This window comes from Spirulina sp. LEGE 11439 (assembly GCF_059821285.1).
This window is the reverse complement of record NZ_JCAMRX010000006.1, coordinates 192,723-200,881: the sequence shown is the minus strand read 5'-3', so window position 1 is coordinate 200,881 and position 8,159 is coordinate 192,723. Positions and strand designations below refer to the sequence as shown.

Genomic DNA, 8,159 nt, shown 5'->3' with positions numbered 1-8,159 from the left:
ACTGGTGACTGGTGACTGGTGACTGGTGACTGGTGACTGGTGACTGGTGACTGTTCACTGTTCACTGTTATCCCGCCAGCTTTCCAGATCGAGGGAGAAAGAATGGGTCTTAAAGAAATTTACCGCCCGAGCGAGCCGAATACTAGAGGAGGTCATGTAAGCAATTTCGGGATAGTAGCCTTCTGGAGGGGGATCTCCGGGGGGACGGGCGATCGTATTCGCAATTCGTAGTTGGGTGGCTTCCATTTGCAGAGCGAGTATTTGACAAGCTCGGTTACCTTGGGATCCTGCATGGGCAACCCCTCGCAACCGACCTAAAACGAGAATATCCCCCGCCGCAATGAGATTGCTGCCGGGGTTGGCATCTCCTAAAACGACAATGGTGCCGGGATGTTGAATTTCCGAACCCGATCGCACGGTGGATTTCACATACAGGGGAGGCGACCAGTTTTCGGCGGAGGAGTCGGCTGTTTTTTGCAAGTCGGCAGCCATAACATGGGTTTGTTGGTCTACAGAATACCCTGCTGTAGCGGCGGCGACGGCAGTTTGACGACGACTGGTTTTCACTCGCCGCAAGTCGAGATTGGCTTTGGCGAGGGCTTCGGCGATCGCTTGCAGTTGGCGGGTATCAATGAGTTGATCGGCGGCGATGAGTTCGATGGGGGTGCCGGGTTGCCAAAACTGTTCCCCCGCATTGAGGCGATGTTTGAGTTGTTCCCATACTTCCGTCCAGTGTATCTTGACTGAAAATTGCTGAATGGTGGGAAAAATCAGGTGCAGTTTGCCTTTGTGTTTGACCAAACGCACTTGCGATCGCGGGTTGACAAAAGCAATATTTCGTTCGGGTTGAAGGGGGGCTGTTGTTTTGCCTTCGGGATCTTGCTGTTTTGTTGGTGCTGAGGGCGGTTCGACCTCGGTTTCAAGGGAGAGTTCGTCGAGGTCATTATCCTTGGGCAAAATCGGGGTATCGGAATCGTCACTCATAACAGGAGACTGGGGACTGGGCATCGCTCGATCGCCATCCTACCGCAAAGCGTTGTTACTCGTTACTCATTCCCCATTCCCAAAAAAAAAGAGAGCCACCTTGGTGACTCCCCCAATCATCAGGGTGCATCTACAAATTCAATATAGCATTTGGGATGAGGGGTGTCACCCCCTTCGCAGGATTTTTTTGCCAAAATTTGGGGTTTAACGGGGAAATCTGGGAAAAATTCTGGTTAAAATATACTGAGTTTGTACAAAAATACTAAATGTCTAAAGAAGAACAACGCCAATTTTGCGATCGCGTCGTCTCTCAACTCAATCGTTGCGCTGCCGTTTCTTCTCGTGCCATGTTTGGTGGCTACGGACTCTATTTAGATGGTGTTATGTTTGCTTTGATTGCGGACTCTACCCTATATTTCAAGGTAGACGACAGCAATCGCGACGATTTCAAAGCAGCAAATATGAAACCGTTTATTTACTGGCGCGGCGATCGCACGATCGCCATGTCTTATTATCAACTTCCCGATGAAGTCTTTGCCCATGTAGAAATTTTGGCAAAATGGCTCGAGAAGTCCGTGGAAGTTGCACGTTATAGTCAGCACCAGAAAGCCAAGCCCTAATCAACATGGACGCGGAACATTTTGCCATTGACAGTAACGCGATCGCCATCAATCAGTTTTCGTCGCCGTCGGGTTTCAATTTCGCCGTTAACCTTCACTTGGCCGCTTTGGATCAAAATCTTGGCTTGTCCCCCCGTGGAGGTCGCACCGACAATTTTCATGAAACCATCAAGTTTAATCGTATTGGGTTGGTCGGGTTTGTTGTCCATCTCGGTTTGCAAAAAGTAGTGCAGGTTACAAGCTATTTTCTCCGATCCAGAGGAATTTTTGGGAATAACTTGCATCTCCTCAAATTCAGACGGAAGATAGAAGCAACGCGATCGCGAATTGCACCAGATCGGAAACGGTCTCCTATTTGTTAGTTCCCAACCTATGAAGCTCAAGTTAAACATTCTCGATAAAAAAGGGGTACTTCCCATTGATATCGCCGTCATTAGTGCAATTGGATGCTTCTCAATTTTAATTGGTGCAGTTGTCGTTATTGGCGATCGCTCAATGCCTCGGGCGACAGAATTTAGCTGGCAAGATCGGCAAATTGGCGTACATAATAATACTCTTACCCTCACTTTTAATCGTCCTATGAATTGGGAAACCGTGGAAAATTCCCTCACAATTGCCCCTCCACTTCCCGGTAAACTCAGTTGGAACGATCGGACTCTTGCTTATACCCTGACGGATCTGCCCATTTACGGGACAACTTACCAAATTGATTTAGAGGGAGCAAAAGAGCAACCCAAGGACAGCAATCGGGAAGCCAAAACCCTACACCCTTTGAAAATGGAGCTACAAACCCGCGATCGCGCCTTTGCTTATTTGGGGGTAGAAGGGGAAGAAAAGGGGCGTTTGTTGCTTTACAACGAAACGCAGGGAAAAAAAATTCTCCTGACTCCTCCCGATCTGGCGATCGTGAATTTTCAACCCTATCCCGATGGCGATCGCGTTCTTTTCTCTGCTTACGATCGCCAAAGTACGGCAGCGACTGCCCAACAAAAACTATACTCGGTCACAACAGGGTTAAACTATCGACGCAACGAGGAAACTTTGCCTTATGGCCGCGTTCAACGCATTCTGGGAGGAGAGAACTATCAAACTTTACAATTCGATCTCTCACAAAATGGTGAGAACGCTGTAGTTCAGCGCATCAACCGTCAAAACCCTACCGACTCGGGCTTGTGGATCGTGCCTCAAAATGGCAATCCTCGACCGTTGGGAATTCAAGGGAAAACCTTTAAAATTTCTCCAGATGGTCGCTCTGTTGCTGTTGCAGGTAATTTGGGGATTTCCCTCGTTCCTTTAACTCCCGATGCACCCGATCGAGAATTTTTTCCGGGACACGATCGCGTTGTTGCTTTTGCTAATGGCAAACGTCGGCTCATTATTGCCCTGAAAAGCAATCGGGATTTAACTCGGTCGCTTTTTGCGATCGGCGATCGCGGACAAGAACGAGAAATTTTAAAGACAACGGGCGCAATTTTAGATTGTCAGTTTGAACCGCGTGAAGAAAAACTTTTATACTGTCTTCGCACGGAACCGCTCAATCCCAATTCAACGCTAGAAAGACCCATTCTTTCAATTATTAATATTGCCACGGGAACCGATGTTCCTTTATTAGCTTTAACCAACGATCCAGAAGTGAGAATGAGTATGTCTCCCGATGGGAGAAGTTTGCTTTTCGATCAAATTACTCTCAATTCTCGCACGGGTTCCACTCTTCCGCAAGCAAATGAGAATTTCCGAACTACGGGCAGTGTTTGGTCTCTCAATCTTCCAGACTTTATTTCTGGCGATCGCAACGAACAATTAACCCCTCCTCAAAAAATAACCTCGGGTTTAGATCCCCAATGGATTCCCTGATTTCAATGAGCAATGAGCAATGAGCAATGAACAAAAAATAACCAACTTATCGTTATTGGTGACTTATCGACAAAGAGAGGCGCATTTACGCACTCAGTTGAGTTGGTTTGCAGAACAAGTTAAGTTGGGATTATTTGAGAATATTGAAGTTTTGATTGTGGAATGCGATCGTCAACCTTCCCAATGGATTCAAGATAATCTTAAGCATTCTCATTGCCGTTATTTTTATTATGCTTGTGAAGATATATTTCCCAAAACGAAAGCCTTGAATTTTGCTCTGAAGTATGCTAAGGGAAGATTTATTACACCTTTTGATGTCGATCTCATTCCTTGGGAAAATACTCTCTTTCGCCATTTGGAAATGGCGCAACTCAACCCTAAACTTTTAATATCGGGATATCGCGTCATGTTAGACCGAGAAACCATCAATTTTGCAGATTTAGCAACGATTATCAAAAATGCTGCGATCGCCCCGGAAGATGCAAAAACTGCCCTTTGGAAACAACTCATCCATCGTGAGAGGTTTGGGGTTTTGCCCTTTTTTTTGCGCGATCGCTTGCTAGAAATTGGCGGTTGGGATGAAAATTTTCTTGGTTGGGGAGGAGAAGATCAAGATATTATCGAGCGATATTTGGCAGATGGGCGTTATTTTTGTCGCAGTCCGGAACTCATTTATTTACATCTTTTTCACGCGCAAACAGAACAATGGAATGAAACAGAAATTATCGAACAGAATCGCCAGTATTATTATCAAAAACATCGATACCGAGATCGATAAGAATTAGAGTAGCATTCAAACAGCAAAAATCCCTTGAGATTCTAACTCTCCCATTCATCGGCGATCTGTTTTTCGCGATCGCGCAACTCCTCACGCAATTTAGACCAATCGAGACGCTGGGTCGTTGTATCCTGAATTAAGCACCCTTGTTGGAGATAGAGGACGCGATCGCAAAATTCTTGTACGAATTCTAAGTGATGATTCGCCATAATAATAGTTACTTTTTCATCTTGATTGAGTTCTTTTAAAACTGTTAAAAGATGAGAAGCTGTCCCGACATCTAAAGCCGAAGTTGGTTCGTCGAGTAAGAGAATCTTTGGCTGTAAAATTAAAGCACGAGTTATCGCCACTAATTGGCGCTGTCCTAAAGAGAGTTGTAGCTCATTGCGATCGCGCCATTCTTCAGGAATTCGCATTTTTCTACACCATTTTTCCACTCTTTCTTTAATTTCTCGTTTGGGAATATGTTGTAATTTTAAAGGATAAGAAAGTGCGTCCTCTACTCGCATTTCTAACAATTTTGGTTCTTGTAAAACTAAGACAATTTCTCGCCGCAATTGTAGAATAGGAAATTGAGAAAATTGAGAAGTATTAAAGAAAATTTTACCCAATGCAGGATCTTCGAGACGATTGAGCAATCTTAAAAGCGTCGTTTTTCCGGAACCCGATGCACCGATTAAAGCAACCCGATCGCCGCGATCGATGTCAAAAGAAATATCTTGTAATAAATATCCCGAACCGACAGAAGCAGCAAAACTAACTTGTTGCAATTGTAGAAGCGGAATTGCGCGATCGTTCATGCAAATTATCCCAAATGAGTTGCCGTCCAAATCGTCCAAGTATCCACTAAAAATAATAGCAGAGTGACAACCAGTAAAATAAAATACATCCAAGGTTGCGAGAGGGGACGAATATCGTGGGTATCAATTCCTGTTTTCTCTTCTACCAGTCTTGTTAAACGTGTAAATCCAACGACACGCATGGGTAATAAATAGGCACGATCGCGAGACTCAGTAACAAAATAATAAACTAATCCGCCTTGTCCCGTAGTACGAAGTTTTAATTCTTTAATCTCTTCCCATTTTAATAACCATCCTTTCCGAAAAAATGAAGGAAACCAAATCGGATATTTAACTTGAATCGTGTCATCATCTACAGTTACTTTTTCACTCAAAACACCTAATAAGATAATTAATCCCAGTAGAATCCCAATCCCTATCATTTCAGGAGAAATAGGAGCAGCAGTAACTGCCGACAGAAAAGGTAAAGGTGTGGTTAAAGCAAGATAAAAACAAATTAAGGTCATCCGAATTAAAGGAGAAATATAAAATGTTTCTTTCATGAATTATTTTTGTATTTTGATTGAAAGGACAATATTTTGTTTATGCAAATAAAATAATTTTATTTTGATTTTTACAGTATCGCTTTCACTTCACAATAATGAATCTCTCATTGAATATCTAGTAAACGATCGCTTAATTCAATCCATTTCTCAACACTAACATTTTCGGCGCGGCATTGAGGATTGAGATGTAATGCTTCAAGGAGAGAAGAAAGGCGATCGGCTTCAATCAGACTTTTTAAATTATTGCGTAACATTTTTCGCTTATTCGCAAATCCTAATTTCACTAACATGGCTAAATGACGAGGATCGCGAACCTGTTTTTCTCGTTGGTAGGGACGCAAGCGCACGACGGCTGAATTAACTTTAGGAGGGGGATAAAATGCCTTTGCAGGAACATCACAGATTGCTTCGCATTCCGCTAAATATTGGATTCGCACGGATAATGCACCAAAATTTTTAGAATTGGGTTTGGCACAAAGGCGATCGCAAATTTCTTTTTGGACGAGTAAAACAATAGAATCGTAAGCGGGTGTTATGGGTTTGACAATCGATCCTAAAAGTCGTTCGAGAATCGGTCCTGTAATATTATAAGGAATATTGGCAACTACTTTATTGGGGTTTTGGAACTTGGAAAAGTTGGTTAAATTAGCTGTAAGATCGAGTTCTAGAATATCTCCTTGCAACAAAAGAAAATTTTCTTTATCGCCAAAATTTTTCACTAAACCTTTGCACAAATCTCGATCGATTTCGACAGAAACCACAGCATTAACTTCAGCTAAAAGGCGACGCGTGAGAATTCCCGTACCGGGTCCGATTTCCAAAATGCGATCGCACTTCTCTAACTTTGCTGCGGCAATAATTTTCTCTAATGCAGCTTCCGATCGCAACCAATGTTGAGCAAACTGTTTTCTCGGTCTAGGCATATTTTAAAAAATAGATAAAAACAGTAAGACTTGATTCGGGCGCAAGATTTGGGCGCAAGCATTGCGCCCCTACAGCTAATATTAACCTAAAAACATTAAAGCTAATGCCGGAATTCCTAACGCAATCATCAAACTCGCAGGCATCATTTTACGAGTTTTGGCCAAGCGAATGATAAAGGTTAAAATCAGAATTGCCGTAATGGCGATCGCCGCAGTTAACCCCCAAATTTGTCCCTGCAAAGATAACAATCCGGCAATAAGTAATAAAGTACCGCTCCCACAACCGGAGATAAGCGAGATTTTACTGTTGGCACGAATATAACCCATGATTCCCCCCGCGATCGCAACGATCCCGTAAACAATTGCTGCAATAATTCCCAAACTCATAGCGCTTATTCTCCCAAAATGTTTTGCAAACCCTTATTCTAAAGGGAGCGATCGCATGGGAACGAATAATCTTGATGATTTGTTGCATTTGCTGCGATCGAGATCGCAGAACTATCCGATCGCGATCGCAGAACTATCCGATCGCATTCACAGGAAAAGCCGTTGCGAGATCGCATCCTTTTTGACAAAATTCAACCATTGTAGAAAAGTATCGGGAATTGTTCGCATCTTTAAATAATCTCATGTCAATTCAAACTTTAAGTTCCCAAGACCCTATCCAGCGAGTCATTGAAGAGATCCTTGCTTCTCGCAAAATCACCCGCGAAGACCAAAATATCCTAATGTCTTTGTTATTTGATGGGGTTTTAGGTGATGCTCATCAGCAAGAAGTCAATCGCATTTATGAAGCCGTCAGTCATGGATTAATCCGTGTCGTTGATTAAAATTTAACTTTAAATTAAGTCATCCGAGTTTATTCCTAACGCTTTGAGTTGTTCTGGAGATAGCGATCGCAGTTTCTCTACTAACTCTAGGCGTTTTTGCCGTTCCTGCTCTTTTTCTAAGCGTTCTTGTTGCGCTAATTCTTGACCGATCGGCAATAAATTTCCTTCTAAATCCCACCATCGCAACCAACGTTGAAATTGATTTTGATAGGTTCCCGGCCAAACTCCTAACTCGATTTGCATGGGAAGGATGGGATAATGGCCGCGATTGTTGGGGGTCATGAGTTCGTAGCGATCGCCGACGAGTTGATATATTTCTAATTCTCCGGTGGTCACGATAAAAATGCCGTAATAGGCAATTCTCATCACTTGTTCGTAGACCCAAAATTTACCGGGTTTAATACGATCGCTATCTGACGAACGGGATAGAGGAGTGCGATCTCGTTCTTCTGAACCGTCTCCCGAAGCAAATTCGAGAACGATTGTCGGACGCATATATTCTCGCCAGAGAACATAAGAGCGTCTTATTTGTCCGTCAAGATCGGGAGGGACATTCGGAACATAAAACCAGTCTGGTGCTTCTGCGCCTCGTGCAGGAGGATCGGTTTCACGCCAATAAATCCCACAATCTTGACCGATACAATATTGTCCGTCAGGATGCAATTGCGACAAAATCGAACTGAGGGAGTCTGTCAGCAATAAACTTTGAGGATGTTCTTGAAAATTTTTCACAAATGTTCCATCTTCATCTGGCAATTGAGTATGGTCGGGAAAAAGAGGAGGGAGTTCAGTTTTAGAGATAGCTTGAACCATTAGACTATATTT

General features: G+C 43.3%; 12 protein-coding genes. 5 read left to right on the top strand and 7 right to left on the bottom strand.

Going from position 1 to position 8,159, the window contains the following annotated elements; all coding sequences use genetic code 11:
• Positions 1 to 54 precede the first annotated feature (54 nt).
• Positions 55 to 1,008, bottom strand: coding sequence for a septum site-determining protein MinC (gene minC, locus AC6RV6_RS06720; RefSeq protein ID WP_500239830.1), 954 nt, complete (start codon positions 1,006 to 1,008; stop codon positions 55 to 57).
• 242 nt (positions 1,009 to 1,250) lie between these two features.
• On the opposite strand from minC, the gene AC6RV6_RS06715 reads away from it, so the two are divergent.
• Positions 1,251 to 1,604 carry a TfoX/Sxy family protein gene (locus tag AC6RV6_RS06715; protein WP_500239829.1) on the top strand — a complete coding sequence of 118 codons (354 nt, stop codon included), beginning with the start codon at positions 1,251 to 1,253 and terminating at the stop codon, positions 1,602 to 1,604.
• Here AC6RV6_RS06715 and AC6RV6_RS06710 read toward each other — a convergent pair.
• Positions 1,601 to 1,888 carry an RNA-binding S4 domain-containing protein gene (locus tag AC6RV6_RS06710; RefSeq protein WP_500239828.1) on the bottom strand — a complete coding sequence of 96 codons (288 nt, stop codon included), beginning with the start codon at positions 1,886 to 1,888 and terminating at the stop codon, positions 1,601 to 1,603. The two genes, AC6RV6_RS06715 and AC6RV6_RS06710, sit on opposite strands and share 4 nt — an antisense overlap.
• Positions 1,889 to 1,976: 88 nt before the next feature.
• On the opposite strand from AC6RV6_RS06710, the gene AC6RV6_RS06705 reads away from it, so the two are divergent.
• Together AC6RV6_RS06705 and AC6RV6_RS06700 are read left to right on the top strand one after the other, a co-directional pair.
• Positions 1,977 to 3,458 (top strand): Ig-like domain-containing domain, encoded by a 1,482-nt coding sequence (locus AC6RV6_RS06705; RefSeq protein WP_500239827.1) that lies wholly within the window; start codon positions 1,977 to 1,979, stop codon positions 3,456 to 3,458.
• 19 nt (positions 3,459 to 3,477) lie between these two features.
• Positions 3,478 to 4,236 (top strand): galactosyltransferase-related protein, encoded by a 759-nt coding sequence (locus AC6RV6_RS06700; protein ID WP_500239825.1) that lies wholly within the window; start codon positions 3,478 to 3,480, stop codon positions 4,234 to 4,236.
• 41 nt (positions 4,237 to 4,277) lie between these two features.
• Here AC6RV6_RS06700 and AC6RV6_RS06695 read toward each other — a convergent pair whose 3' ends face one another.
• The 4 genes from AC6RV6_RS06695 to AC6RV6_RS06680 form a co-directional block, all read right to left on the bottom strand.
• Complete coding sequence (locus tag AC6RV6_RS06695) at positions 4,278 to 5,036, bottom strand: ATP-binding cassette domain-containing protein (RefSeq protein WP_500239824.1); 759 nt, start codon at positions 5,034 to 5,036, stop codon at positions 4,278 to 4,280.
• Between the two features lie 5 nt (positions 5,037 to 5,041).
• Positions 5,042 to 5,578 (bottom strand): hypothetical protein, encoded by a 537-nt coding sequence (locus AC6RV6_RS06690; RefSeq protein WP_500239823.1) that lies wholly within the window; start codon positions 5,576 to 5,578, stop codon positions 5,042 to 5,044.
• 107 nt (positions 5,579 to 5,685) lie between these two features.
• Entirely contained in the window at positions 5,686 to 6,504 is an 819-nt protein-coding gene (gene rsmA, locus AC6RV6_RS06685) for a 16S rRNA (adenine(1518)-N(6)/adenine(1519)-N(6))-dimethyltransferase RsmA (RefSeq protein WP_500239822.1), read from the bottom strand.
• An 81-nt stretch (positions 6,505 to 6,585) separates the two neighbouring features.
• Complete coding sequence (locus AC6RV6_RS06680) at positions 6,586 to 6,891, bottom strand: TMEM14 family protein (RefSeq protein WP_500239821.1); 306 nt, start codon at positions 6,889 to 6,891, stop codon at positions 6,586 to 6,588.
• 55 nt (positions 6,892 to 6,946) lie between these two features.
• Here AC6RV6_RS06680 and AC6RV6_RS06675 point away from each other — a divergent pair, with 55 nt between their 5' ends.
• Positions 6,947 to 7,129: a hypothetical protein gene (locus tag AC6RV6_RS06675; RefSeq protein ID WP_500239820.1), complete on the top strand. Its 183-nt coding sequence runs from the start codon at positions 6,947 to 6,949 to the stop codon at positions 7,127 to 7,129.
• A 4-nt stretch (positions 7,130 to 7,133) separates the two neighbouring features.
• Complete coding sequence (locus tag AC6RV6_RS06670) at positions 7,134 to 7,334, top strand: hypothetical protein (RefSeq protein WP_500239819.1); 201 nt, start codon at positions 7,134 to 7,136, stop codon at positions 7,332 to 7,334.
• A gap of 9 nt (positions 7,335 to 7,343) precedes the next feature.
• Here the strand turns inward: AC6RV6_RS06670 and AC6RV6_RS06665 are convergent, their stop codons facing one another.
• Entirely contained in the window at positions 7,344 to 8,147 is an 804-nt protein-coding gene (locus tag AC6RV6_RS06665; protein WP_500239818.1) for a Uma2 family endonuclease, read from the bottom strand.
• Positions 8,148 to 8,159 lie beyond the last annotated feature (12 nt).